The organism is Methanospirillum stamsii, assembly GCF_003173335.1.
Taxonomy (GTDB): Archaea; Halobacteriota; Methanomicrobia; order Methanomicrobiales; family Methanospirillaceae; genus Methanospirillum; species Methanospirillum stamsii.
The window spans coordinates 67,067-91,131 of the sequence record NZ_QGMZ01000027.1; the positions used below are offsets into that span (position 1 = coordinate 67,067).

The 24,065-nt window shown below is 46.0% G+C and carries 25 protein-coding genes; 14 read left to right on the plus strand and 11 right to left on the minus strand.

All coding sequences use genetic code 11. The features are described 5' to 3' along the window. Positions 1-14: 14 nt before the first annotated feature. Positions 15-560: a hypothetical protein gene (locus DLD82_RS12545; RefSeq protein WP_109941470.1), complete on the minus strand. Its 546-nt coding sequence runs from the start codon at positions 558-560 to the stop codon at positions 15-17. A 32-nt stretch (positions 561-592) separates the two neighbouring features. After that, positions 593-967 carry a hypothetical protein gene (locus DLD82_RS12550; RefSeq protein ID WP_109941471.1) on the minus strand — a complete coding sequence of 125 codons (375 nt, stop codon included), beginning with the start codon at positions 965-967 and terminating at the stop codon, positions 593-595. 263 nt (positions 968-1,230) lie between these two features. Between DLD82_RS12550 and DLD82_RS12555 the strand changes: the two genes are divergently transcribed. The 6 genes from DLD82_RS12555 to DLD82_RS12580 all read left to right on the plus strand — a co-directional run bounded on the left by DLD82_RS12555 (position 1,231) and on the right by DLD82_RS12580 (position 8,569). Further along, on the plus strand, positions 1,231-2,103 hold the full coding sequence (locus DLD82_RS12555; RefSeq protein WP_109941472.1) for a formate/nitrite transporter family protein: 873 nt from the start codon (positions 1,231-1,233) through the stop codon (positions 2,101-2,103). Between the two features lie 20 nt (positions 2,104-2,123). Then, positions 2,124-2,669: a nucleotide-binding protein gene (locus DLD82_RS12560; protein ID WP_109941473.1), complete on the plus strand. Its 546-nt coding sequence runs from the start codon at positions 2,124-2,126 to the stop codon at positions 2,667-2,669. A 220-nt stretch (positions 2,670-2,889) separates the two neighbouring features. After that, on the plus strand, positions 2,890-4,956 hold the full coding sequence (fdhF, locus tag DLD82_RS12565; RefSeq protein WP_109941474.1) for a formate dehydrogenase subunit alpha: 2,067 nt from the start codon (positions 2,890-2,892) through the stop codon (positions 4,954-4,956). Positions 4,957-4,958: 2 nt separating this feature from the next. After that, positions 4,959-6,203, plus strand: coding sequence for a Coenzyme F420 hydrogenase/dehydrogenase, beta subunit C-terminal domain (locus DLD82_RS12570; protein WP_109941475.1), 1,245 nt, complete (start codon positions 4,959-4,961; stop codon positions 6,201-6,203). Between the two features lie 88 nt (positions 6,204-6,291). Continuing rightward, a complete protein-coding gene (locus DLD82_RS12575; RefSeq protein ID WP_109941476.1) occupies positions 6,292-6,837 on the plus strand; it encodes a diacylglycerol/polyprenol kinase family protein in 546 nt (181 codons plus the stop codon). Positions 6,838-6,973: 136 nt separating this feature from the next. Further along, positions 6,974-8,569 carry a DEAD/DEAH box helicase gene (locus DLD82_RS12580; protein WP_181391424.1) on the plus strand — a complete coding sequence of 532 codons (1,596 nt, stop codon included), beginning with the start codon at positions 6,974-6,976 and terminating at the stop codon, positions 8,567-8,569. On the opposite strand, the gene DLD82_RS12585 is transcribed toward DLD82_RS12580, so the two are convergent. Genes DLD82_RS12585 through DLD82_RS12610 form a run of 6 tightly spaced genes read right to left on the minus strand, consistent with a single transcriptional unit; the run spans position 8,570 to position 15,662 of the window. After that, on the minus strand, positions 8,570-9,082 hold the full coding sequence (locus tag DLD82_RS12585) for an NADH-quinone oxidoreductase subunit B family protein (RefSeq protein ID WP_109941499.1): 513 nt from the start codon (positions 9,080-9,082) through the stop codon (positions 8,570-8,572). It lies immediately after the preceding gene. An 8-nt stretch (positions 9,083-9,090) separates the two neighbouring features. Beyond that, on the minus strand, positions 9,091-10,641 hold the full coding sequence (locus DLD82_RS12590; RefSeq protein WP_109941478.1) for a hydrogenase large subunit: 1,551 nt from the start codon (positions 10,639-10,641) through the stop codon (positions 9,091-9,093). Further along, the gene (locus DLD82_RS12595) at positions 10,638-12,107 is read right to left on the minus strand and encodes a proton-conducting transporter transmembrane domain-containing protein (protein WP_109941479.1); all 1,470 of its coding nucleotides are present in this window, start codon (positions 12,105-12,107) and stop codon (positions 10,638-10,640) included. The genes DLD82_RS12590 and DLD82_RS12595 overlap by 4 nt, the downstream gene beginning before the upstream one ends. Then, complete coding sequence (locus tag DLD82_RS12600; protein ID WP_109941480.1) at positions 12,104-12,796, minus strand: hydrogenase subunit; 693 nt, start codon at positions 12,794-12,796, stop codon at positions 12,104-12,106. The genes DLD82_RS12595 and DLD82_RS12600 overlap by 4 nt, the downstream gene beginning before the upstream one ends. After that, positions 12,793-13,734 carry a respiratory chain complex I subunit 1 family protein gene (locus DLD82_RS12605; protein WP_109941481.1) on the minus strand — a complete coding sequence of 314 codons (942 nt, stop codon included), beginning with the start codon at positions 13,732-13,734 and terminating at the stop codon, positions 12,793-12,795. The genes DLD82_RS12600 and DLD82_RS12605 overlap by 4 nt, the downstream gene beginning before the upstream one ends. After that, the gene (locus tag DLD82_RS12610) at positions 13,731-15,662 is read right to left on the minus strand and encodes a proton-conducting transporter transmembrane domain-containing protein (protein ID WP_109941482.1); all 1,932 of its coding nucleotides are present in this window, start codon (positions 15,660-15,662) and stop codon (positions 13,731-13,733) included. Before DLD82_RS12610 ends, DLD82_RS12605 begins: the two co-directional genes overlap by 4 nt. Positions 15,663-15,844: 182 nt before the next feature. Between DLD82_RS12610 and DLD82_RS12615 the strand changes: the two genes are divergently transcribed. Beyond that, positions 15,845-16,255, plus strand: a complete 411-nt coding sequence (locus DLD82_RS12615) for an SLOG family protein (RefSeq protein WP_109941483.1) — start codon at positions 15,845-15,847, stop codon at positions 16,253-16,255. 75 nt (positions 16,256-16,330) lie between these two features. Here DLD82_RS12615 and DLD82_RS12620 read toward each other — a convergent pair whose 3' ends face one another. Continuing rightward, complete coding sequence (locus tag DLD82_RS12620) at positions 16,331-16,945, minus strand: carbonic anhydrase (protein ID WP_109941484.1); 615 nt, start codon at positions 16,943-16,945, stop codon at positions 16,331-16,333. Between the two features lie 150 nt (positions 16,946-17,095). Here DLD82_RS12620 and DLD82_RS12625 point away from each other — a divergent pair, with 150 nt between their 5' ends. The 7 genes from DLD82_RS12625 to DLD82_RS12655 all read left to right on the plus strand — a co-directional run bounded on the left by DLD82_RS12625 (position 17,096) and on the right by DLD82_RS12655 (position 20,122). Beyond that, on the plus strand, positions 17,096-17,908 hold the full coding sequence (locus tag DLD82_RS12625; protein WP_109941485.1) for a potassium/proton antiporter family protein: 813 nt from the start codon (positions 17,096-17,098) through the stop codon (positions 17,906-17,908). A gap of 3 nt (positions 17,909-17,911) precedes the next feature. After that, positions 17,912-18,289 carry a hypothetical protein gene (locus tag DLD82_RS12630; RefSeq protein ID WP_109941486.1) on the plus strand — a complete coding sequence of 126 codons (378 nt, stop codon included), beginning with the start codon at positions 17,912-17,914 and terminating at the stop codon, positions 18,287-18,289. Positions 18,290-18,299: 10 nt separating this feature from the next. Further along, a complete protein-coding gene (locus tag DLD82_RS12635; protein WP_109941487.1) occupies positions 18,300-18,596 on the plus strand; it encodes a hypothetical protein in 297 nt (98 codons plus the stop codon). 2 nt (positions 18,597-18,598) lie between these two features. Further along, entirely contained in the window at positions 18,599-18,814 is a 216-nt protein-coding gene (locus tag DLD82_RS12640) for a hypothetical protein (RefSeq protein WP_245920441.1), read from the plus strand. Further along, positions 18,811-19,164, plus strand: coding sequence for a hypothetical protein (locus tag DLD82_RS12645; protein WP_109941489.1), 354 nt, complete (start codon positions 18,811-18,813; stop codon positions 19,162-19,164). The genes DLD82_RS12640 and DLD82_RS12645 overlap by 4 nt, the downstream gene beginning before the upstream one ends. Next, positions 19,121-19,480 carry a hypothetical protein gene (locus DLD82_RS12650; protein ID WP_109941490.1) on the plus strand — a complete coding sequence of 120 codons (360 nt, stop codon included), beginning with the start codon at positions 19,121-19,123 and terminating at the stop codon, positions 19,478-19,480. Before DLD82_RS12645 ends, DLD82_RS12650 begins: the two co-directional genes overlap by 44 nt. A 78-nt stretch (positions 19,481-19,558) precedes the next feature. Further along, positions 19,559-20,122, plus strand: a complete 564-nt coding sequence (locus tag DLD82_RS12655) for a hypothetical protein (RefSeq protein ID WP_109941491.1) — start codon at positions 19,559-19,561, stop codon at positions 20,120-20,122. 10 nt (positions 20,123-20,132) lie between these two features. On the opposite strand, the gene DLD82_RS12660 is transcribed toward DLD82_RS12655, so the two are convergent. Beyond that, positions 20,133-21,389 (minus strand): Coenzyme F420 hydrogenase/dehydrogenase, beta subunit C-terminal domain, encoded by a 1,257-nt coding sequence (locus tag DLD82_RS12660; protein ID WP_109941492.1) that lies wholly within the window; start codon positions 21,387-21,389, stop codon positions 20,133-20,135. Further along, positions 21,386-23,452, minus strand: a complete 2,067-nt coding sequence (gene fdhF / locus DLD82_RS12665; protein ID WP_109941493.1) for a formate dehydrogenase subunit alpha — start codon at positions 23,450-23,452, stop codon at positions 21,386-21,388. The genes DLD82_RS12660 and fdhF (DLD82_RS12665) overlap by 4 nt, the downstream gene beginning before the upstream one ends. Positions 23,453-24,065 lie beyond the last annotated feature (613 nt).

Consider the following 24,065-nt stretch of genomic DNA (forward strand, 5'->3'; position numbering starts at 1 on the left):
GAAAGAAAAATTGATCATTCCAAATCTCCCATACAGGCTAAAAGAACGTCCTCTCCCCGTAATGGCACAGCAGGATCGGCATTCGTTACCAGTGTTGACAAGGCCAGGATGGAATCAGGGATTTCAATCCCAAATAGATCAGTAGCCCGCACCTCGTGGACATTATTCTGCACCGTCTTTCTCACTGTGCCACGATTGATAACAATTCCCATCCGGTTCATCAATACTGCAGCGTGGGAGAAAGTATGATTACGGGATAAAGAGATGCAAAGATCCACAATAGGCGATCCAAACCGGCTTTTTTCATAAAACGGAGCTTTGGCATAACAGAGATGTCCACAATCACGACAATGAAATCTTTTAACGAACACATAGACGTGTTTCTCCCCTTCCGGCGTATAAACGGTTGAAAACCGTCTTTTTTTAATGTCATGACTAACCGGCATCCCTGAACAGACCGGACATGGTACTGCTTCAGTAAAGTGAACACCAGACACTCCGGAAACTGCCTGGTAAACAAGATCGACAATGATTGGGGAGATAAAGGGACGACGATGCATCTCTGGATTAGTACCTTCGACCTGCCTAGTGCTTAATCATGTCTAATTAATCCGGAAGGTCCGAAACGGTTGACAAGTCTCCACAGCATTGCAGTCAGAGTAGCAGCATACATCACCTGAAGAAAAACGGTAAGAGGCAACTCCATAGTGAAAAAGATGATTCCCGCGTATAGTGGAGTCAGAATAGAGACAATATCTTTTTTTTCAAAAAGAAGCGCAAGAACACACAATGCAATGGAACCAAAAACTGAACCCCATACAAAATTTCCGGGATTTTCAATAAGACCAATAGAATTCAGAAAAAAACCAAATCCTATTCCTCCCCAGGAAAACAGCAAAACCAGGATGAATAAAAACCGTTCCCGAACTGATAGATATCTGAAAGGAAATTTCTCGCCAATTTTCATTAGTATTATGCTAAGATCTGAAAACAGATGAAATATCCGAAATCACAACTGGCTTTACGCCGGAAAGATTATCTTCAGATGCACATGAATAAAGAAAAAAATAAAAATCGACTATCCTCGGTCTTTTTTTCATAATTTGGACATTACAAGCCGTGATTATTTTCAAAAGTGTTTAATACTATCACAAAATACTTAATGTTTAAGCCTGTGAGGCGTGTTGTGTGGCCTCATTACAGGCAGACTCTGTGAAGGTGTAACAAACTATGGTATTTCATCCACCCGTACAAATAGTCGCTAAAGGAGCAGGCGCTGGTAAATATAAGTGCTCATTGCCTGCATGGAACATGATCATTCGTGGATTCATGTCAGGAGCCTATATCGCCATGGGAGCAGCATTGGCAACAGTCTGTTCAACTGCAGTTGCGGATAACCTCGGAGCAGGTTTCGGACAACTCATCCTGGGTGCTGTGTTCCCTGTTGGGCTTATTATCACCGTTCTTTGTGGTGCAGAACTCTTTACCGGAGACGCAATGCTTGCACCGCTCGCAGCATTTGTCCACAAGGTGAGCTGGGCCAGTGTCCTTAACCTCTGGTTATGGGTATACATCGGAAACCTGATCGGTTCTATCTTCTTTGCATATCTCATGGCCAATGGTCCATTTGTGTCATGGAACGCAGCAGGAGCAGCGACTGTTAACGCATTCGGATTAAGAGCAGTTGCAATTGGACTGGCTAAAACAAGTTATGTTGGAACCATGGGATTCTATTCTGCATTCCTGAAAGGAATCGGTTGTAACTGGCTCGTTAACCTGGCAATTCTTCTTGGTATCTGTGCTGATGACGCAGTGGGTAAATTCTTCGGAATCTGGTTCCCGATCATGGCTTTCGTTTCAATTGGGTTTGAACACTGTGTTGCGAACATGTACTTTATTCCGGCTGGAATACTGACTTCAGGCTATCTGAATGCAGAACAGGTAGCAACCATCGGTGCGGAAAAACTTGCAGGACTTAACTGGGTTACCATGTGGACCAGCAACGTTATACCCGTCACCATTGGTAACATCGTTGGTGGTATGCTATTTGTCGGTGTCCTCTATTGGATTGCTTTCAAGAAAGAGATCGAAGCACTTGAGTAATTTAACCACCCATCTTTTTTATGCATATTTTCCCGAAGCAATTACGACCATCGATATTACATCTCTTTGTCTTTGCATTTTTCGCTGTTCTTATCGCTCTGTATATACTCACTACCGGAGATACGATGATGCTCATTTGGGGTATTCCGACACTACTATGTCTCCTAGTATTTCCCATGGGTCTGACATATCTCTCACAAAGTCAGTATACAAATCTGATTCCAGTATATAAAGCAGAAGCGAAAGATGTGAAAATCAGGGAGATTAATCAGTCAATGATTTCCAAACCCATCAGAATTGAAGGGCTTGTGGAAGAAGTCAGATTTCGTTCTTTAAACCGACCCCATTTCATAATTGGAGATAAGACTGGAGTTACAACCGTGAAGATGTTTACCAATCCACAACAAGATATTTCAAAGGGAGATATCGTTGAAGTGTATGGACAGGTTATCCGGAGATATATCTTTGCAGGTGATCCAATTGTCAATGGTGTCGATATCAGAAGAACGGACTCTAATGAGATAAAACAGAGACCATCAGATAAGAAAAACAAGAAACAGAATTAATAACGCTTTGATGCGCACCTTTTTTTTCGTCTTCCATTATTCTCTTTTTTGTACATTGACCCAGCCAGGGGATTAGATGAAAACATTTAACTTTCCATGATACCTCTCAAACACATGTGAAATCCGGATGGAACCATCCACCGCTAATCACCAATTCTTAGAATTTTTTCATAAGACTTATCATCCTGTATTTAGAACCTCTTTTTACCGAGGAATCGTAATGGATCTCAAGTATGTCCAGACTACATGCCCGTACTGCGGTACCGGGTGTTCATTTAACCTCGTGGTAAAGGACGGAAAGGTTGCAGGGACTGCTCCCTATCACCGCTCTCCGGTGAATGAAGGAAAGGTATGCCCGAAAGGGACCTATGCCCATGAATTCATCAACAGCCCTGACCGTCTGACTAAACCACTGATTAAAAAGGACGGAAAATTCGTCGAAGCGTCCTGGGAAGAAGCAATCAAACTGGTGGCAGAGAAGTTCAAATCCTATAAACCGGATGAATGTGCGGTTCTTTCTTCAGCCCGTGTCTCCAACGAGGAAAATTACGCCATGATGAAGTTTGCCCGTGGCGTTTTAAAGACACGACATATTGATCATTGTGCCCGTCTCTGCCATGCATCCACCGTTGCAGGTCTTGCAAACATTTTCGGATCAGGAGCAATGACCAACTCTATTCCGGATATCGCAGAGGCAAAGTGTGTCTTTGTAATTGGTTCCAACACCTTTGAAAACCACCCGCTCATCGGCCGTCAGATCATGAAGGCGAAAGCAAAAGGAGCAAAGGTTATCTATGTTGACCCACGTCGCACACCTACCGGAAAACAAGCAGATCTCTTCTTACAATTCTATTCCGGAACTGATGTCTGTCTCCTCAATGGTATGATGCAGGAGATCATCAGAAACGGATGGGAGAACAAGGAGTTCATTGAGAAGCGCTGTAACGGGTTTGAAGAACTCAAGGGAGAGGTCATGAAAGATGACTACAGCCTTGAAAATGTCTCAACAATTACCGGAGTTCCGGTAGATGACATCAAAACCGCAGCCGAATGGTTTGCAAAATCAGGTGCTACTACCATCCTTTATTCAATGGGTATCACCCAGCACACCACCGGAGTTGACAATGTCAAGTCAGTTGGTAACATCCAGATGCTGACTGGAAACCTTGGACGACCAGGCACCGGAGTGAATGCCCTTCGTGGACAGAACAATGTGCAGGGTGCCTGTGACATGGGTGCTTTACCGGTTGTATTCACCGGATACCAGAAAGTAATCGACCCTGCAGCTCACAAGAAGTTCTCAGATGCATGGAAATTCCCTGATGGTATCGCAGAAGGGAAGAATGGGTATGAAGTCACCGTCATGATGGATGTTCTGACTGATAAACCGGGTGAACTCAAATGCATGTATATCATGGGTGAAAACCCGATGATCTCCGACCCGGACCTGACCCATGTCGAGCATGCATTAAAATCTCTTGATTTCCTGGTTGTCCAGGATATTTTCATGAACGAGACTGGTGTCCTCGCAGATGTAGTTCTTCCATCCTGCTGTTATGCAGAAAAAGACGGAACACAGACCTCTACCGAACGCCGTGTCCAGATGTGGAGAAAAGCCCAGGATCCACCAGGAGAAGCAAAACTTGACTGGCAGATTATATCAGATATTGCAAAAGCAATGGGATATGGGGACCAGTTTGCCTGGAAATCCGCCGAAGAAATATTTACTGAGATGGCAGCTCTTACCCCTTCCTACGCTGGAATGGACTATGTAAGGCTCAACAGACCTGAAGCCCTCCACTGGCCATGCCCGACCAAAGAACATCCGGGAACCCCAATTCTCCATGGTGAGAAATTCGGGATGCCGGACGGTAAGGGACTTATGACCGCCATACCGTTCAAGTACCAGCAGGAACGTCCGGATGCTGAATATCCAATACTCCTGACCACCGGCCGCTGTATCTGGCACTGGCACACCGGAACCATGACCCGGAGATCCGAGAGTCTTGAGCGTGAAGAACCGACCGGATGGATCGAGATGCATCCTGAAGATGCCAAGGCTCTTGGTGTCAAGAACGGTGAAATGGTTAAGGCAATAAGCCGCCGTGGAGAAATTACGATCACTGCACGTATTACTGACACTATTAAAAAAGGCGTCATGTTCATTCCGTTCCACTTTGTTGAGTGTGCTGCAAATATGCTGACCATCAACGCTCTTGACCCAATCGCAAAGATTCCGGAGTCAAAAGCCTGTGCAATAAAAGTTGAAAAGATCCAGGGGGCCTGAAGATGGCGGCAAAAGGCGATATGAATTATGTCTGGGCAAAGGAAAAAGAGATCCTCGACAAGGGAGAATGTGGTGGAGCAGTCACCGCACTTCTCAAATATGCCCTTGAAAGTAAATTTGTTGATGCTGTCCTTGCAGTCAGAAAAGGTCAGGACATTTATGATGCAGTACCTGCATTCATCACCGACCCAGCAGAAGTTGCATCCACTGCAGGATCCCTGCACTGTGGAACCCTCCTGCTTCCAAAAATCTTAAAGAACTACGCTGACGGTGCAAAGGGCTTAAAAATCGCCGTAACCTGTAAGGGTTGTGACGTCATGGCCTTTTACGAGCTTGCAAAGAGAAACCAGATAAATCTTGACAATATTGTCATGATTGGTGTCAACTGTGGTGGATCAGTAAGCCCGGTCAGTGCCCGGAAGATGATCTCAGAAAAATTCGGTGTTGATCCTGACACCGTTCACAAGGAAGAGATCGATAAGGGTCAGTTCATCATTGAGTACGAAGGCGGACACAAGGGCATCAAGATTGATGAACTTGAGGAAGAGGGATACGGACGCCGATCCAACTGCCGTCGCTGTAAGATGAAAGTTCCACGGGGAGCAGACCTTGCCTGTGGTAACTGGGGAGTCATCGGAGATAAGGCAGGAAAGGCTACCTTTATCGAAGTATGTTCTGAAAAAGGTGCAAAACTCCTTTCCGATGCTCAGGCAAAGGGAGCTGTCGAAGTTTCAGCAGCTGATCCAAAGGGTATCGAAATCCGTGGCAAAGTTGAGAAGGCCATGCTCAAACTCGGTGACGAGTGGCGTGCAAAAGACTTTACTTCCCTCGGCAAAGGCAAAGAACGGTTAAAACTCATCATGGATGAGACATCCCGTTGTATTAAGTGCTATGCCTGTATTGAGAACTGTCCAATCTGTTACTGTGTTGAGTGTTCAACCAAGAAGCCATGGTATATTAGACCGGGGCAACTCCCACCAGGCTTCATGTTCCATCTGATCAGATTTGCCCATGTATCTGACTCCTGTATTAACTGTGGTCAGTGCGAGGAACTCTGTTCAATGGATATCCGCAATGCACTCTTTATGCATTCACAACAGGTTGAGATTGAGAAACAGTTCAAACACACTCCGGGTCTTGACATGACTCCGCCAATCCATGCATTTGTAGAGGAACGGGCAGAACGGGCAAGACTTGAAGCAACCGGAACTGATTCCATCTATACCAATATATTCCAGGATGAGTAATCATCCCCCTTTTTTCGCACCAGCCTTTTCTTTCCGGAGAATATCCGGAAAGGATCACCTTATCAGGTAATCTGACAACCGTGTACTCATGAATGAGTACCTGCGCAAGACATCCCATCTATTATTCGGACTCCTTGTTGCTGGTGTGATCCTTATCTTTCCAACATATCATGCTGCGATGATCATCGGATTCTCCCTCTATATCGGCCTGATTCTGATTGATCTCTGTGCAAAAGGATACCAAATACCTCTTATTAGTACAATACTCCATCACATGGAGCGTGAAGGAGAATTTCCCGGAAAAGGTGCGTTTTTCTTCGTTTTCAGTGCTCTTGTCACACTCATGTTTTTCCCATCAGTTGTTGCTGCAGTATCGGTTGCGGTCCTTGCTGTTCTTGACGGTTTCTCAACAATCATTGGCATACGATTTGGGAAACACCGGATATGGAAGAAAAAAACTCTGGAAGGATTTCTGGGAGGAGTAATCATTACCGCAGCCCTGCTCCTGCTGATTACCCTGCCATTTTACGCAATTCTCATCTCCCTGGTTGCCGGATTTGTAGAACTCTTAAGTCCGGTTGATGACAACCTGGTAATCCCCTGGGTGGTTGCAATACTCATTACTCTTCTCTGAAAGCTAACCTGATATCATATAGAAATTCCGCGATTGATTATCTTGCATTCAAAGACTAAATAATAATCAGCCCGGAATGCCTTTTTTTCAGGTTGAAACCATTATACTTATATCCCCATGGGACGCAGAATATGCGATGGAAATACCTTCTTTTTCAGACCTCCAGCTTTCACCTGGAATCCTTAAAGCCATCCGTGATATCGGATATGAAGAACCAACCCCAATACAGTCTCAAGTAATACCCTTAATACTCGCCGGCAGTGATGTCGCCGGACAAGCATATACCGGAACAGGAAAGACTGCATCATACGGCATTCCGGCACTTGAAATGTGTCAGACCGCAAACCGGAAGGTCCAGACCATTATTCTGTGTCCGACCAGAGAACTGGCTGTACAGGTTGGAACTGAACTGAACAGACTGGCGATGCACCGTAAGGGGATCTCAATTCTTCCCGTATATGGCGGACAGCCGATTGACAGACAACTGAGGGCACTCTCCAGAGGTGTTCATGTTGTCATCGGAACACCCGGACGGGTCATCGATCATATTAAGCGGGGGACCCTCGCCCTTGATTCTGTGTCTCTTGTTGTCATGGATGAAGCGGACCAGATGTTGGATATGGGTTTTCGTGAAGATATTGAAGAAATACTCTCCCACATCCCGAAAGAGCACCAGACAGTCATCCTTTCTGCTACTTTTCCTTCAGAAATACTCGATATTTCAAGAAGATTCCAGAAAGATCCCATTGACGTCAAGATGGTCCACCAGGAACTGACTGTCCCCCAGATAGAACAATATTATATCGAAGTCAGAGAACCGGCAAAATCAGACACCCTCATCAGAGTTCTTGAATTCTACCAGCCCCAGCGGACTATCATTTTTTGTAATACCCAGATTGCCGTTGATGCCGTATCAAACGCTCTTAAAGCCGAGGGATTCATGGCTGATGGTCTTCATGGCGGGATGGCTCAGGCCCAGCGTGACAAAGTCATGAATGCGTTCAGAAAGGGTCAGCTGGAGATTCTGATCGCAACCGATGTTGCAGCACGTGGGATTGATGTTGAAGAGATTGACCTTGTCTGTAACTTTGACTTCCCCCAGGATGACGAGTACTACGTGCACCGGATCGGCAGGACGGCACGAGCTGGAAGAAGTGGACGGGCAATCAGCTTTGTCAGTCCCCGTGAGCGGTATAGACTCAGGGATGTAAGGAGAAGCACCCGGGCAGAACCAATTCCGCTTCCAATCCCGACTCTCAGGGAAATCGGAGGAAAGAAAGCCATTTCCACTCTTGCAGATGCAGATTCCCTGATGAAAACCGGGGACCTCACGTTCTGTCGTCCGATGATAGAAGAGATACTGGCAGAAGGTGCCGACCCGGTTTCGCTTGCAGCTTCACTCCTCATGATAGCCGCCGGTATAAATACTGAGAAAGAAGACGAACTGGAGAAATATCTGGGTGAACAGGCAGTTGTCAAACTATCTGTGGGACGGGCTGATGGTATCCTGGTCAGGGATATCCTGCAAGTTGTCAGAAACAGTGGTAGAAATATCCAGAATGATATTGGAAATATCCGTATCGGACAGACAGCAACCTATATTGATGTCCCGGAACCCTCGGTAAAAGATGTGATTGATGTTCTTAACGGAGCACAAATAGGACGGATCAGGATCATCGCAAAAAGAGGACGGAAACAGGGAGATATCCCAAAAAGGCGATTTAGTAAATAATTATCTTTTTTTTGTCGACTTCATCAGCCCGAGCATGCCTTCCATAATGGCAACCGGCGTCGGGGGGTTTCCCGGAATCTTCAGATCAACAGGGAGCACCGCATCAACCGGGCCAAGGGTGGCATAGGTTCCGGCATACATGCCGCCGGTGCAGGCATCATCCCCGACTGCGATGACAAACTTTGGTTCAGGTGTTGCTTCATAGGTTTTTAGAAGGGCTTCCTTCATACCATGGGTCACCACACCGGTGACGGCAAGAATATCTGCATGCCGGGGAGATGCGACAAAGGTTATTCCAAACCGCTCGACATCATAGTGCGGAGCAGAGAGATTTGCAAGTTCAATCTCCGCAGCATTGTCACTTCCACAGTCAACCTCCCGGATGGCAATACTATGCCCGAATACCCGGTCAATCTCCTGCCTGAGTGAATGACCTGCCGATTCAAATGCCGGGCCAGGAGTATATGCCTGGACATCTTCAGGTTTTTTGAGTAAAAATGAGAGAAGGTTCATGGTAATCCTCACAGATCAGTCCCTGCATAGGAGAGGTTCATACTCTTATTAATCACCGGGAAATCAGGGACAATGTTTCCCAGGACTGCATGCTCGAGTGCCATCCAGTTACAGAACGACGCAGTGGACAGGGCAAACCGATCAATGGACCCATCAGCAATCCTGACAAAACAGAGAGTCCTGCCACGGGGGGACTCAACCGCTGCGAGGGCATACCCGTCCCTGACCTCGTATTCTGTCTGAACCGGTCCCTTGGGGATTTGGGTGACGAGTTCATTGACATATGAGAGGGACGAAAGGACTTCATCTCCTTTCAGGGCAAACCGTCCCATAACATCTCCGGTCATCCGGATAAGCGGTGATACCGGATAGGTGTCATAAAGACCATAGGGATGATCGCACCTGACATCAAGTGCCCGGCCGCTTGCCCGTGCGATTGGTCCAGACAGAGCAAGGGGATCGATGAGTGGTTCTCTGACCACTCCCGTAGTTGAGAACCGGTCAATAACTGAAGGGACGGATATCGCCCAGGACTGTATTTTTTCAAGTTCCACCCTGACCCTCATGACCGTATCCTTCACCTCCATCAGCACATCATCCGGAATATCATGACTAACACCACCGATGACAATTATCCCCTTGAGGAACCGTGAACCGGTCAATCGCTCACATGCACGCTGCAACATCTCCCGAAGAATGGTAAACCGGCTGGCTGCTGTTGAAAACGCAACGTCGGTGACCATCCCGGCCAAATCTGATAGAAGGGACCATGAACGTTCAAGTTCGAGGAGAAGGCCACGGAGATATACTGCCCGGACCGGGATAGAGAGTGAAAGAATCTGTTCAACTGCCATCGCATAACAGCAGGCATTGGCAACCGATTCATCCCCGCTCACAGATTCTGCAATCCGGACTCCCTTTTCAGGACTACACCCCTCGGCCAGTTTTTCAATCCCCCGGTGCAGGTATCCAAGACGAATCTCCAGGTTCAAAATATCCTCACCAATTACAGAGAACCGGAAATGGCCGGGTTCTATTATCCCTGCATGGACCGGCCCGACCGGAACCTGATACACACTGGTCCCTTCCATTGACCTGAATTCATAGGGATCCGTATGCTGTGACGGGACAATGGGAACATTTTTCACGCTCTTTTTCATCGGGTGAAACCCACACGGATATGCTTCATGAAGGAAGAGTCTGCGGGTATCCGGTGAACCGGAAAATTGAAGGCCAAATCCATCAGAGATCGCCCGTTCAAACCGGCTGGCTGCAGGATAGATCTCTACCAGTGATACCGGATGACTGGTACTGAGCACCAGGACGAGATATTTTCTCATCTCTGCCAGTTCAAAGACATACCAGAGCGTGTATGAATTCTCTTCCCTTTCTTCCGTGCAGAAGATCCAGACGAGACGTGATTCAAGAGCCAGAAGCGTCTCGGCTATTGCAGCAATCCGGTCATCAGGCACCGCATAGGTAATTGTTGTTCCATCCTCTCCAATCAACCACTCAGCAGGTAGTGACAGAGCAGAATAGTGTGCATGAATGCCGGTCATATCTGCACCCCAAATCCCAGATCAGCAACGGCAGCAGTTAGGAATGCCTCTTCTTCCGGTATCATCACGGTCCCAATCACGATTGAAAGAAGGAGGAGCAGTATTATCGGAAGGTTCATTGAGAACGGAGCTTTATAGGGCGCCGGACCTTCTCCGGCCGGGAACCTGACCGCCATCACCGAGAGGTAATACCGGACAAGGGCAACTCCTGCACAGGCAAAAAGCAGGAGCACGAATGCAGGAATCCACACCGACACCTCTGCTGATGCAAGAAGTATCCCTACTTTTGAGAGAAAGAGCGGGAACATGGGCATGCCAATGAGTGCCGCACAACCTGCCATCAGTGTTACCGCAGCAAAGGGCTGAAGCAGAAAGAGATCTCCAATCTCATCCTCACCGGACCGGGTCGGAATCTTGTACTGGCGGTGGAGAATGCCAGCGGAGAAGAACAGTCCTGCCTTGATGCAGGAATGCCCGAGCATGTGAAAGAGTGCCCAGAACAGGGCCACAGGACTTCCAATACCAATTCCAAGCATGATGAAACCCATATTTTCAATGGATGAGAAGGCAATCAGGGATTTTAGCTTTTTCTGCCGGAGCATCGAGAGGCAGGCAACAGACATCGTAATCAATGCAAAGACGATCAGGAGAACTGACACCTGCCCGAAGACCTCTGTTCCCTGCATAATCCCAGTCATCCGGAGGATTCCATACATCCCGACATTGAGTATTGCACCGGACAGGACCGCACTCACCGCCGAAGGAGCTTTAGCATGAGCCTCTGGTAGCCAGGTATGAAACGGCACAATCCCTGACTTTGCTGCAAACCCAATAAAGAAGAAGACAAAGGCGATAAAAACCATGCCACTGTCAAGACCAGCTGCCTCATGCAAAATCTCCTTCCATTCAAGGCTTCCAACACCAGTCTCATTCCTGACCGCTTCAAAGAGGAAGATAATTCCGATAAATGAGAAGAGCATCGAGGTAGAGCAGATAAAGATGTACTTGAGCGATGCATCAATCGTTGCCCGGAGTGCAAGGACTGCAATCAGCAATGCAGAGAGAACCGTGGTCAGTTCTGCACAGATCCAGAACAGGGCAATATTCGGGGTAAAGATTGCCATGGTTGTAGCGGCCAGCAGAAGTGAGAATCCAAAATAAAAAATCCGCAGACTTCTCTTCTCAAGATCCCCTGACCGGACCAGTCCGTCAATATACCCAACGGCATAGATGCTTGCTGCAGAGAAGATGATGCTGGTTACGAGCATGACAAAAAGGCTCATGTGATCGATAAGGAAGAAGGGCGACTCATTCCAGACAGCAGGAGAGACAATGAGGTACAGAGTAATGATGAATGACAGGACTGGATGGATAACGCCAAGAAGGCTTAGTGATCGGTGTGTCCGGAGAATCAGCTGCAAAAGCAGAATCCCTAAGGCAATCACCGGGTACAGAATTGCAATCATGACATCCCTCCCTCTTCAGACAGCAGATGAAACTCCTTCATCCGGGATTTGTACTCCTCAATGGATGAGTCTATACCGACGGTCATGATGGATGTCAAAAGCACGAGGATGATGAGATCGATGATGATGACAAATTCGATGAAAAACGGGAGTTCGGTAACAAATAATCCAAACACGAGGACCCCGTTCTCCATCGACAGGTACCCGATGACCTTGGATATCGCCATCCTCCGGGTGCATACCGCAATCAGTCCCATCAAAACCAGTGACACACCGATGACCGAGCCTAAAAAGAACAGGCTGTTTGCCGCATAGAGTTTCTCAAGTATCTGTGCAAAACAGACATAGACCAGCAGAATGATGAGAATGCTCAGCATGAGAGCACCAGGTGGCCGGAGATAGGAGAATCTGAGATCCTGCTGGATACTCATCCGTTCCTGGATGAGCCGGATAAATGCTGGAATCCCAAATACCTTGGAGATCAGGGTGAGGGCTGCGACCAGGAGGAGGATGGTATGTCCTTCAAGCACGACAAGGCCAAGGGCAATCAGAACCAGCAGGAATGACTGGAGCTGGTATGTCCTGACCAGATTTTTAAGACTTCTTGACGAGAGGAGAAATCCTCCGGACACCAGAACCAGAATCAGACATATCCTGATCCATGCCGGTGCCACTTCTGTGAGTATCACATCATCACCTCGATGAATATCGTAAGTATTGAAAAGAAAAATGCAATCATGAAAAAGTTCGGAATCTGGAAGAACCGCATCTTTGCATATGCTGATTCAAAAAGCCCGATAATGACACAGAGCACGGTCCCTTTCAGGAGAAAGACAGCCCCTCCCAATACCAGGGCAAAAGCTGAAAGCTCTAGGGCAATCCCTGCAGGAACTACAATGTTAAGGAGAATAGCCATCAGAAGGGTCTGTTTTACCGCATGGGAGAGTTCAAAGAGAGCAAGATTTCTCCCTGACGTATCCAGCAGCATTCCCTCATGAACCATGGTCAGTTCCAGATGAGTCTCCGGATTGTCTACCGGAACCCGCCCCGTTTCAACAATAATCAGGATAAAGAGCGGGACTGAGAGGAGAAGGACCGTCGGGCTGTATGCAGGGAAGGTCGTCATAGCCGTTCTGAATATCCCGTGAATTGAAAAACTGCCCATTACGTAGACCAGGGCTGCAAAGACGACCACGGTCACCGGTTCAATGATGGCTGAAAGGCTCATCTCCCGTGAACTGCCCATTCCTCCAAAGGTGCTTGCCGTATCAAGACCAAGCAGGGCAATAAGCAGACGTCCGGCGACCAGGAGATAGAGAAATACGATAATATTAGCGGTGACCAGCTCCTGCTCAGGTATCCAGATGAGTGGAATCTGAAGGGCTGCCACCAGCAGTATTGAGAGAGCAGCATACGGGGCAATCCGGGAGATAAATCCGGCATACTCTGAGTAGAGCGTCTCCTTTCTGAAAAGTTTTGCAAGATTGTAGTAACCCTGCAGGAGATGTGGGCCTTCTCTGCCCTGCACCCGTGCCTTTACCTTTTTTATGACCATCATAAAGAATGGTGATATTAAAAGGACAAACGCCACATTCAGGAGACCAAAGAGGATAGATTCACCATTCATGCCGACCACCCGAGAATGAGAATGAGCACAAGAACCGTGCAGAAGACATAGAGGACATACCGGTCAACATCCCCATTTTGAAGGGAGGAGACAAGAGATGCATACCGGTCGATTCTTCTCGCGATTGGCAGGTACAGACATTCCTCAAAATATTTCATGAGACGAATCCCGCCGGTTCCGGATTTATACAGACACTGATGCGGGTCCAGGTACTCCCGGGTTGAGAATATCCGTGTCCGGTAGAGAGCTCCAAAGAACCTGACCACCGGCTCCGTGAACCCTGAACCGGTATATTCCATCCTGCTTGAAGGGGCCATCATACCACAGTCCCATGTCCGGGTAATCCGGGTTTTTCGAGAGGCATACGACCAGACTGCAGCATAGACCAGGATAGTAGTCCCCAGAAGAAGCAGGAAGAGAACAAGGAGATCCGGAAGCAGACCAGGATATCCGAGGAAAGAGAAGATCTGACCGGAGAAGATACCAAGACCGGCACTGACACCAGCAAGGACAGCCGGTCCTGCATACATCGGCCAGGGAACTTCCCGTGCTTTTTTAGCCCCTTCTGACCGGGGAAGTGCGAGAAAGGTCAGCCCGAACGCTTTCACAAAGGTCGTGACGGTCAGAGCTCCTGTCAGACTGAAGAGGGAGAGCACAACCACCATGACGATCTGCAGGAGCGGAGAGAGTTCTGATAATCCACCGATGAGAGACTGCAAAATCAGGAGTTCACCGATAAATCCGCTGAAGGGCGGAATTGATGCGATGGACAGAACTCCTATGAAAAAGAATCCGCCGGTCCAGGGCATCCGGACAAGAATTCCTCCCATTTCATCAATATTCCGGGTCCCGGCAGCCTGGCAAACCGAACCTGCGGTCAGGAATAACAGTCCTTTGAAAAGCCCATGACTAATAGCATGAAAGACTGCCCCGGCAAGAGCCATAAGAGCAAGTGCAGGATATCCGAATGCAGAGAACACAGCCCAGAGACCAGTCCCTATCAGGATGATACCCGTGTTATCAATGGATGAGTAGGCGAGAAGTCCCTTGAGATCCTGTTCCTTCAGAGCATACATCACCCCGAGCACCGCCGTCAGACACCCGAAGGCCAGGATAAGAAATCCATATACAACGCCCGGAGTATAAAACCCGGTTACCACCCGAAACAGGGCATAGAGAGCCGTGCTTATCATCATCCCGGACATCAGGGCCGACACCGGAGACGGAGCAGCAGGATGGGCATGGGGAAGCCACTTGTGAAAAGGAATGACTCCTGATTTGATAGCAATACCAAAAAACAGGCAGAGGAAAGAGAGGAATATTAGGGGATCATTCCCGGACAATAATGCCGGGTACTCCCATGATCCGGTAACCATACGAATCAGAAGTATTCCAAGAAAAACAAAGACTGTTGAGAGCTGGGTCATTGCCAGGTAAAACAGGGAAGCATATCGTGTTTTTTCTTCTTCGAACTCGGTGAGGACCAGGAAGAAGGAGAGGATGGCCATGAGCTCCCAGAATACGAGGAATGCAAAGGTTGTCCCTGCCAGGATGACCAGCAGCATACTCAGCAAAAACAAGGGAATGAAACCGGAAACCACATATTTTCGGCGGTTTCCATGCATCCGATCAAGATATCCGGGAGTGTATAACGCAACGGAAAGACTCAGAATCCCAAGAAGGATACAAAATACAGCAGAAAGGCGATCGATCCCGATGGTTATCGGAAATGTCACCCATTCTCCCTGAAAGAGAATGGTCTTTGCAGAAGACGGGAGTAGACAGGGAAGTGAGAAGAGCGTCAGCAGAATACCGCCACCGCACATGATTATCGAAGAAACAGACCATATTCGTTTTTTTCGAATGCACAGAGGGATTACCCCTGAAAGAGTATAGAGGAGTACGATAAAAAGAAATAATTCTGACATAAAACCACGTCGGGGGTTCGTTCGGTTGAACAGATTTAAGAATAAATTCAGGGACGATACGTATGATCGAACCGGAATTACAGATTAGAAGGAAATAGACGATAAAGGTTTCCTGCATATCCGGATTGAAGAAATGTATAACAGAGAAAATATATATAAGAGACTGACTTAATATTAAGGGCATGAAAAAATTAATTATCTCCGGCCCACGTACATGCCGGAAATTTACCACGGTTTCTAGCGAAATCGCGAAATATATCAAAGAAATCAATGGTGTTGACGAGATTGTCACCGGTGGATCTACCGGTGTTGACCTCATCGCAAAGGAGTATGCACTTCAGAATAATATCGCATACAAAGAGTTCGCACCGAATTGGCAGGACGATTTGAACGCAGCAGGTCTGGTCCGAGACGCGCGAATGACAGAATATGGAACTCACCTTCTGGTCCTCTCCAACGGAGCATCAAAAGAATCCAGAAACCTGATTGCAGAAGCAAAAAAGAATAACCTCACCATAAAGACCATCGGATACATAGAAGAGATGCTCATCGAGACGAAACAGCCGGCAGTGATCCCGACTGGATCCATCTAATCCTTTTTTAAATATCCTATATCAATATTCAAAAAAACGGTCGGGTGTATACACCCATTGCCTGATTCCTTCTGTCTATTCTGCCCTTAAGGGCCTACCGGGATCGATCACATCAAGTTTTGCCGTGGACATCCAGTAATACAGCCCGACAACCCGGAGTTTTCCTGCATCTTCGGCTTCTTTTACCACACTATATGTCCGAAGATTGGCAAGCTGGAGTTTAACATTTTCTATCTCCAGTTCTGTCTGCCATTTTCTGGCTTCCTCCGGATCTGATGGTTTTGGTCCTTTTCTGGTTACCGTCTCAAGTGCCGTATGGGCATGACGGAGCCATCCGGGAATAAGATTATCATCTCCACTTTTTCCACTGGAAAGTGCTTTCATGGCACCACACTCTTCATGACCGCACACAACCAGTGTATCAACTTTCAGATGACGAATCCCATACTCAAGAAATGTTCCAAGGTTCCAGTCTCCAGGAGGAACAATATTGCCAATATTCCGGTGAACAAAAATCTCCCCCGGCTTTGCATGACAAGTAATCTCAGGAGCTACCCGTGAATCACAGCACCCAATCATCATGACATGCGGGTTCTGCCCTTTTAATAGAGCCTTATAATACTCTATATTCTCTGCGTACTCGTTTTCAACGAAGGTCTGATTACCTTCCATCAATTTTTCAATTCCCATGTGGAATCTCCCAGGGTCCTTACCAGGTAAGGATTTATGATCGTGAACTGAAGAACCAATATAAATTGCGATTTAATACCGGGCATTATATCAGGAAGCATGATAGTACAAACCGAAAGGTTGAAAAAGAATATCACCTGAATAAACCCCATGGAGGAAGTAACCCTGCAGGCAGTGAAACGGGCAATGCCCGGTCATGGAAGAGCCCGCATACATCAAAAACTCCTTTCTATCCTGGGTGTCGACGACCAGACAGAAGTGGAAGTAAGTACAAAAGCAGGGGCCACCCTTACCCTGACCGTCTTCGCAGATGATCTGGTTGAAGATGGAACCATCCGAATCAGTGGAGAAGACCTGAAAAAACTCGATATGCCTGATGGAGGGCAGGTTACCGTCAAACGCAAAATTCCCCTTGATGAACAGATTAAAATTGCAGCGGGAGCAGCTACTGAACAAATTAAGGGAGGTGCCCATGAATTAGGCACAAAAATCACAGATACCGCTGAGAAATTTCAGAAGGGAGCATCTGAAACTGCACAGCAAGTTGAAATAAAAGCAAAGGAACTTTCTGAAAAGGTTAAAACAGAGACAAAGCCTATTGGAGATAAGATATCCCAGGCTGCAAAAAGTTCAGCCGATGCAATACGTGATAAACTTCCAATAGGAAAAATGTCTCCGAAGATTGAAAAAGCACTTTCAGGCCTGTCTGCAGATGATGCCAGAAATATTCGAAACCTTCTTAGCAGTGGAGAAGGTATCTGCGAAGTATCCCAGGTTGCATTTGCTTCAGGAAGAACAGTCGGAAATCTTACCATGCCACCGGAGACAAAGATCATTGCAATTCAGAGAAAAGACCAGCTTGTCGCGGTTTCACCTGACACCCTTCTAAAGGATGGAGATGTCGCATATATCAAAGGCCCGGAAGATGCGGTAGGATTTGTTACCAGGATGCTGGAGGGATAAACCTTGGAAATCTCCTTCAGCCAGGACGGATTAATCGGGATTGCGGTCCTGCTTGTCATAATTATCATGATCTACCTGGTTATCAGGGAGATAAGATTAATGAAAACCAATACCAGGAGACTGGAACTCGAACTCGAACGTGATAAACTTCAGATATTAAAGCAGGATGTATCTTCAACAATCCAACCCTCTCTCAGGCTTTCTGCAGACCAGATTTCAACCCTCAAAGATATTGAAGAGTCTAACCTTACCCTTGAAACAGACATCTTTATGAAACAAAAAACCATTGAAGGAAGACTTAAGCGACTTGAAAATTATGTCAAGCGTGAGAAACTTGACCTGATGATCGACCGGATTGAATCTGAAGAAAAAAAGATTTAGGTGAAAAAATATGTTTGAAACATCAGGAAATACCCGAAAAATCTTTCAAAATCTGACCAGTTATCAGACGAATATCAGCGAGCGGGTACCAACCTTTGACCGAAAACTGGATTCATTCTTTGAAAGAAATTTTGAGACAATAATTGATGAATGGGGCCTTGTAACCGAGACAGATATCAAGGGATATGAACAAAAACTTGATTTCCTGAGTTATGAAGTCGGACGACTTTTCACTGAGAAGGACAACCTGAAAAAGCGTGCAGATTCCATTGAAAAGGCAATATCAGACTTAGAAGCGAGGAAATAAGCATGGAAAATTATCTGAACGCCTATCTTGACCGACGGATGAAAGATATGATTGATGAATGGCAGATAGCAACAACCTCTGACATTCGTGATTTATCTCAACGATACCACAAGGTTTTAAAGGAAGTTGACAACCTGAAGTCTTTTGAGAGAGAATCAAAAGACAGAATGGACAGGATGGAAGAGCGTATCAGAGCTATCAGGGAGATGACAAAATGACTCTGATTGAGATACTCCTGATAATCCTGATAGTCCTGGTAATTGCATTCCTGTTGTTCTGGTTTTATCAGGGTTCAAGCGGACGGATTACACTCCGAAGACCGGTGGAAAGCAGGGTTGATGAATATCTTGACCGGAGATTTACCCGGCTCATTGAGGAATGGGGAGTTGTCCGCCGCCCTGCAATAAAGCGGTTCAAAGAAAAGCATGGCTCAGTCCTTGATTCAGACGAGCAAAAAATTACGGACATGAAACAATTCGAAAATGAATTCGTAGAGAATCTCTCCTCCCTTGAGGCACGACTTGATGCACTGGAAAGATCATTTGATTCGAAAAAAGCAGGAAAGTGATATTTCCGGAGGAGTTTTTTCACTCCTCAAAACGCAAATACCCCGGATTCGAAAAGAAAATGAATCTCCAGAGCGTGATCCGGAGTCTTTTTCCAGATATGTGTGTGACCTCTGTCACTCCTCCGGATCATTATCAGGTCTGAAACAGTGTGTTGTGTGTGGAAGATGGGGATGCAGTTCATGCTGGCTTGAAGAGTATTACCTGTGCAAATCTTGCGGAGGTATTATGAGACTGCTTCTTCTTGAGATTCCAGGACAGGAGAAGGATTGTAAAGCACCACAAGATCCTCAAATTAAGCAGGAAGAAATATCCTGACTTTCCCTGATGGATAAATTGAATAATTCAATAGGAACCTAATCCAGATAATATAAGGTATCACTCCGGAAGGTTCCTGTGAAAAGTATAAAAATTCCATCTCTCATCTCATCAGTAGTTCTGAATGCACTGTCAGGACTGGAAGGAATGGAATTTACGTATCTTGACCGGTGCCCTTATTGCAAGGGTGAACTTAGATACCACGATAACCGGAAGAAGAGATTTGCAACGATTATCGTTGATGGTAAGAAAAAAATCATTAACGTCCTTGTAACCAGGTATTATTGCAAGAACTGTGGAAAATTATGTTATGCCATGGCACCCTTTTACCCGAATACAAAATTTGGCTCTCCGGTAATTGATCTCTGTATGACTCTGGCACGGGTGCATCCCTTCAACCATAGTGCCAGAATCCTCCAGGAGATGGGAGTTGTGGTTGACCGTGGGACAATACGTAACTTTTTTTCCCGTGATATTCCGGAGGTCAGTTATGCAAAAATATATGGCCTTCCAATCCCTCTTTCAATCTTTTACCTCTCAGATTTATCTTCAAAAAGGCAGCAGTCACGACTGGTCACCCAGGAAGACATTCTAAAAGTATGTGGATTTCCATCAAAAAAAGAACTTTTTAAAAACGAATAGATATAAAAGCCTATTCCTCTGCATCCTGGATTCCATTCATGCTAAAAAGTCTGACCATTTCATGATACCGGTTTCCATAATAATGCTCCCATTCCTCACGTTCATTCATTTTAGCAAGAACCGGCATTCCTTCAGGCCATCCAGGATGATATCCAAACATCTGTTCAAGTTCAACCTGCATGGCATGCATCATGAGCGAGATTGGAATATCCATGGCACACCGATCCTCACACTGACCACAGTTAATACATGAATCAGCAATATGAGAGAACCGAATCAGGTGGAACATGAAAGGAGGAGGAATTTCTCCAGGTTTTACCAGCCATGGTTTTTTTGTCTGACAATCCTCACAGGTACAAAGAGGACAGGCATGAGTACACTGGTAACATTTTATACACCGGGATGTTTCTTTCATCATCCAGTTCAGTCGTGAAAAACCGGTACCCATTTTAGAAAACATGTATTCCCGGTTATTTGTCGAAAGAGTGAGCATTGCAGCTTCAACCCTCTCCCGGGCGCTGATCCCTTTTTGGTCAGCAGGGAAAAGTTCAATAAACCCATCTTTTCTTGCTGATTCCAATATTTGTGCACCCTTTTTACTACAGACTTCAACAAAGGTTGCCTTATCTGTATCATCACCAATAAGACCCCAGTTCCCACATACAAGGTCACACTGACGGGGAATCGGGATGTTGCATCTCCGGCATGCATCACGTCTTCCAAATCCGGATTCATCAACACTGTCAAGGGAATATTCAAGGGTTTTGTCCGGAGTAATAACCTGAAGGCGCCCGTTCCGTATTGAAAAAGACTGAACCAGGTCAGGATCCTCATTACATACTGTGCGAACAAATGTTCTGGCCTTTATCGGAGATATCGTACCACTACAATTCAGACCAATTAAAAACAGATCATTCCGGTCAAGTTTGTGCCGTTTGATGAGTTCAATGATCGCTTTTGCATCACAACCTTTGACAACCGCTCCAATTTTTATCCCAGGATTTGATGCAGTTGTCTGCATTATCCAGTCAGCGGTAAGGATTGTTCCACAGTAAAGCGAACCTTTCGTTTTTAATAATTTATCAGGATCTGTAATTAGAACCGGTCTTGGATCATAGAGATCTTCTCCTTTCTCGAGCGTACATACTGCATCAACGAACCCCCGGCTGAGAAGACATTGAAGTATGCCGGTGACAAGACCTCCTGAAGCTGCACCCAGTCTGACCTCCTCGTTTGCAGCCCACCCATAGAGCATCGAAGGAATCATACATCATCACCCGTTAAGGCCGGCTCAAACGTGACACATACAGATTTGTATTCAGCCGTTCCGGATTCCGGAACCGATTTTCCGGTAAGACTACTTAATGCTGCATCAAACAGGAGGGGCATGAAGACAACGCCTTCCTTTATATCAGAGACAGTTTTTATTCTACAGGAGAGAGACCCTTTTCGTGATCTGACAACCACGATATCCCCATCTGAAACCCCGGCTGATGCTGCATCTGCCGGATGAACTTCAATGTATGCCTCATTCACCTCATCAGCCAGATTCTTACTCCTCCGGGTCATGGTTCCGGTATGCCAGTGCCAGATGACCCTTCCGGTGGTAAGCCTGAATGGATAATGAGAATCAGGTAATTCAGAAGGAGTTTTCCATTCAACCGGACAGAAAACGCCTTTTCCATCAGGATGTGAAAAACGCTCCTCGTACAGAATAGCTGTACCTTTATGATTCACTGACGGACAAGGCCAGAGAACCCCGTCAGGATGAGATAATTTTGCACTTGTTATTCCATGGTATCCCGGGCACAGGAGGGCCATCTCATCGAAAATATCAGCCGGAGACAGGTAGGAAAATTGCTCTTCATACCCCATCATTCCTGCAATGTCCGTAATTATCTGCCAGTCGGGTTTTGCAATTCCCGGAGGTTCCACTGCTTTGTGAAGTTTTTGAACCCGACGTTCAGTATTTGTCACCGTCCCCTCTTTTTCTGCATAACAGGCGGCAGGAAGGACTATACTTGCATATTCACAGGTTTTAGTAAAGAAGATATCAGATACAACCAGAAAGTCAAGATTTCTTATTCCATGCTCAACCGTATTCAGATCCGGTTCGGAAATCATGGGATTTTCTCCGACCAGAAACATCGCCCTGATTCCATGGTTTTTATATCCGGCTTTCTGAAACATCTGGGAAATATCAAGACCTGTTCGTGGTGGGGCAATGGGATCGGGAAATTTCCAAATCTTTGAAATTTTACGGTGTACAACGCTATCAGTCACCGGTTGATATCCGGGGAAAAAATCAGGAAGACAGCCCATGTCACAAGCCCCCTGAACATTGTTCTGTCCACGAAGGGCATTTATCCCCGTGCCCGGACGTCCGATATTACCGGTGAGCATCATCAGATTTGCAATAGCCCGGACATTATTTACTCCACCACTGTGATGAGCAAGACCCATGGCATACAGAACCGTGCAGCTTTTCGCTTTTCCAATCCATTCTGCTGCCTTTATGAGATAATCCCTGGAGACACCAGTCAGCTGACTGACTTCCCGGGGATTATACTTATTTTGCAGGACGACCTTTTTAAGAGATTCAAATTCCCGGGTTCTTGATGCGATAAACTCCCGATTTTCTAAACCATTTCTGATGATCTCCCCCATAATACAATTGAGAACGGCAACATCACTGCCACTATAGAACTGAAGGAACAAATCCGCTTGTATGGCCGTTGTGGTATACCGGGGATCAGCATAAATAAACCTGCCTCCTTTTGCCTTTGCACGAATTATTTGTCTGCCAATAAGCGGATGCTGTTCGAAGGTATTGGATCCAAGGCAAAAAATACAATCAGATTCTCCAATATCCGGAATGGAATTTGTCATTGTCCCCATTCCAAAAGAGAGGGTGAGGCCGGTCATTGTGGCTGCATGACACTGACGTGCACCATGGTCAATATTATTGGTCTTTAAAACTCCCCGGGCAAATTTCATCAGGGCATAATTGTCTTCATTAGAACACCGTGCAGAAGCTAAAATACCAATCTCTTCAGGAGCATATTGTCGGAATTTTTCTGCGATTAGATGATATGCAGTATCCCAGTCGGTCTCAATAAATACATCGCCTTTCCTGACCAGGGGCTTTTTCAGTCGATCAGGGCTGTGAATAAACTGATGGCAGTATGTTCCTTTCGGGCATAGTTTTCCTTCATTCACCGGTGATCGGATATTCGGAGTTGTCCCGACAATTTTTCCATCATTTACAATCAGGTTGACCGAACAACCGGTTCCACAATACGGACAAATAGTCGGGACATGGGTAATCATATTATAAATCAGATCAATCCGTTGCTCTGAAATATGATAAATTATTGCGATACCCTAAGATATTCTGATGATTTATGGTGGGTGTACTCATATAATCAGACGTCGATACGCAAAAAAAGACCATCCATGCGGCTAGTGAATCAGTGAATCAGAAACCAGCACCTTCATGACAAAATCCGGAGAGGTAAATACGATAATTATAGCCTGTTTTGTCAAATTCAGCCTATAAAGGCACGCATAGAATAATCCCTGACGAATTTGAGCATTAATATCAAAAAATAATCCGTATTTTACGAAAAACTACACACTGTGAATTCAAAATCTCAAAAATCGATTCAAAAATTGCTAGCGGTCATTATTTTTCATAAAAACAGTAATTTTAGGTTTTTTTAAACATTTGATGAAATTTTAAGGTTTTCAAAAAAGAACCGAAAAATGCTATCAACATATTTATCATGATTTATCATGTGAAATACCCAGGACCCAGATAATGACATTTGTTTTACCAGAGACTCAGATAAACCAAAAAAGTTCTATTTTTCTTTCTTTTTTCGTTACTATTCAGCGATGCACCCAAACTCTAATATTCCGAAAAATGAATTTTAATTCTAAT

Bases quoted from the DNA above. Each gene is read 5' to 3' on its own strand.
- DLD82_RS12545 (WP_109941470.1), bottom strand. From the start codon at position 560: ATGCATCGTCGTCCCTTTATCTCCCCAATCATTGTCGATCTTGTTTAC.
- DLD82_RS12550 (WP_109941471.1), bottom strand. From the start codon at position 967: ATGAAAATTGGCGAGAAATTTCCTTTCAGATATCTATCAGTTCGGGAA.
- DLD82_RS12555 (WP_109941472.1), top strand. From the start codon at position 1,231: ATGGTATTTCATCCACCCGTACAAATAGTCGCTAAAGGAGCAGGCGCT.
- DLD82_RS12560 (WP_109941473.1), top strand. From the start codon at position 2,124: ATGCATATTTTCCCGAAGCAATTACGACCATCGATATTACATCTCTTT.
- fdhF (WP_109941474.1), top strand. From the start codon at position 2,890: ATGGATCTCAAGTATGTCCAGACTACATGCCCGTACTGCGGTACCGGG.
- DLD82_RS12570 (WP_109941475.1), top strand. From the start codon at position 4,959: ATGGCGGCAAAAGGCGATATGAATTATGTCTGGGCAAAGGAAAAAGAG.
- DLD82_RS12575 (WP_109941476.1), top strand. From the start codon at position 6,292: ATGAATGAGTACCTGCGCAAGACATCCCATCTATTATTCGGACTCCTT.
- DLD82_RS12580 (WP_181391424.1), top strand. From the start codon at position 6,974: ATGGAAATACCTTCTTTTTCAGACCTCCAGCTTTCACCTGGAATCCTT.
- DLD82_RS12585 (WP_109941499.1), bottom strand. From the start codon at position 9,082: ATGAACCTTCTCTCATTTTTACTCAAAAAACCTGAAGATGTCCAGGCA.
- DLD82_RS12590 (WP_109941478.1), bottom strand. From the start codon at position 10,641: ATGACCGGCATTCATGCACACTATTCTGCTCTGTCACTACCTGCTGAG.
- DLD82_RS12595 (WP_109941479.1), bottom strand. From the start codon at position 12,107: ATGATTGCAATTCTGTACCCGGTGATTGCCTTAGGGATTCTGCTTTTG.
- DLD82_RS12605 (WP_109941481.1), bottom strand. From the start codon at position 13,734: ATGAATGGTGAATCTATCCTCTTTGGTCTCCTGAATGTGGCGTTTGTC.
- DLD82_RS12610 (WP_109941482.1), bottom strand. From the start codon at position 15,662: ATGTCAGAATTATTTCTTTTTATCGTACTCCTCTATACTCTTTCAGGG.
- DLD82_RS12615 (WP_109941483.1), top strand. From the start codon at position 15,845: ATGAAAAAATTAATTATCTCCGGCCCACGTACATGCCGGAAATTTACC.
- DLD82_RS12620 (WP_109941484.1), bottom strand. From the start codon at position 16,945: ATGGGAATTGAAAAATTGATGGAAGGTAATCAGACCTTCGTTGAAAAC.
- DLD82_RS12625 (WP_109941485.1), top strand. From the start codon at position 17,096: ATGGAGGAAGTAACCCTGCAGGCAGTGAAACGGGCAATGCCCGGTCAT.
- DLD82_RS12635 (WP_109941487.1), top strand. From the start codon at position 18,300: ATGTTTGAAACATCAGGAAATACCCGAAAAATCTTTCAAAATCTGACC.
- DLD82_RS12640 (WP_245920441.1), top strand. From the start codon at position 18,599: ATGGAAAATTATCTGAACGCCTATCTTGACCGACGGATGAAAGATATG.
- DLD82_RS12645 (WP_109941489.1), top strand. From the start codon at position 18,811: ATGACTCTGATTGAGATACTCCTGATAATCCTGATAGTCCTGGTAATT.
- DLD82_RS12650 (WP_109941490.1), top strand. From the start codon at position 19,121: ATGCACTGGAAAGATCATTTGATTCGAAAAAAGCAGGAAAGTGATATT.
- DLD82_RS12660 (WP_109941492.1), bottom strand. From the start codon at position 21,389: ATGATTCCTTCGATGCTCTATGGGTGGGCTGCAAACGAGGAGGTCAGA.
- fdhF (WP_109941493.1), bottom strand. From the start codon at position 23,452: ATGATTACCCATGTCCCGACTATTTGTCCGTATTGTGGAACCGGTTGT.